Genomic DNA, 857 nt, shown 5'->3' on the forward strand with positions numbered 1-857 from the left:
ATAATTTGAATCTCTCCTAATATTTATGATATTATAAAATTGCAAATGTATAGAATTTACATACGAAAAATACAAGAAAAACACCTAAAATAGGCAAGATGCTACTGTGAGTTGCGCAAATTCCAACTTTAAATGGTTGAGGATTTTCATTTTTTCACTAAAATTTATAACTGTACATTTACTCATATCAAAATTTATAGATTGCGAGATAGGGGGTGCTCACTTTTTAATTTTTTAAGCAATTTGGTAGCTTGAGTTATTTTACTATACAAAAAACAAGAAGGAGAGGAGATATAAATAATGACGTTTTCTAGTAAATTGCAAAAATTAAGAAAAGATAATAACTTATCGCAAGAGCAACTAGCTTCTGAGTTATGTGTATCCAGACAAGCCATCTCAAAATGGGAACTGGGAACCCTACCGGATATTAATAATTTAGTAAAGGTAAGCAATTTTATTTATCTCTTTAGATTATCTTATGAATGATGATAAAGAAGACCAATTTGAGGAGGAATTTAGCAACGAACAAACTAAGATTGCAAATAATGAAAATGTAGCACAAAAGCCACTGCAATCAAAAGGCATCTCAAATTCATATTATCTGGATCTGGAATGGCTATTTCGATTATTTTCCTTATACTAATAAAATTAATATCAACATTTTTTCCAACTCCCATTGCCAGACAGGCAGAATCTGGAACCTGGTATACAGGTTTTATAGGATTCATCGATTATTATGATTTGTATGGAATTGTTAATATAGCATTGCTTTTGTTTATGTTATCATTTACATTTTTTTCTTTTTTTATTGTTAAAAAGAAAAATAAATCCAAGAAAAATATCTTATTAACCTTAAT

1 protein-coding gene is annotated in these 857 nt (G+C 28.5%); it reads left to right on the forward strand.

From position 1 onward, the window contains the following. Positions 1 to 612 precede the first annotated feature (612 nt). Positions 613 to 857: hypothetical protein (locus tag DW981_RS15455; protein ID WP_207664020.1), on the forward strand; the 245-nt coding region annotated here is incomplete at its 3' end.

Origin of the sequence: Clostridium sp. AM49-4BH, from assembly GCF_003478335.1 — a bacterium.
GTDB lineage: Bacteria > Bacillota > Clostridia > Lachnospirales > Lachnospiraceae > Butyribacter.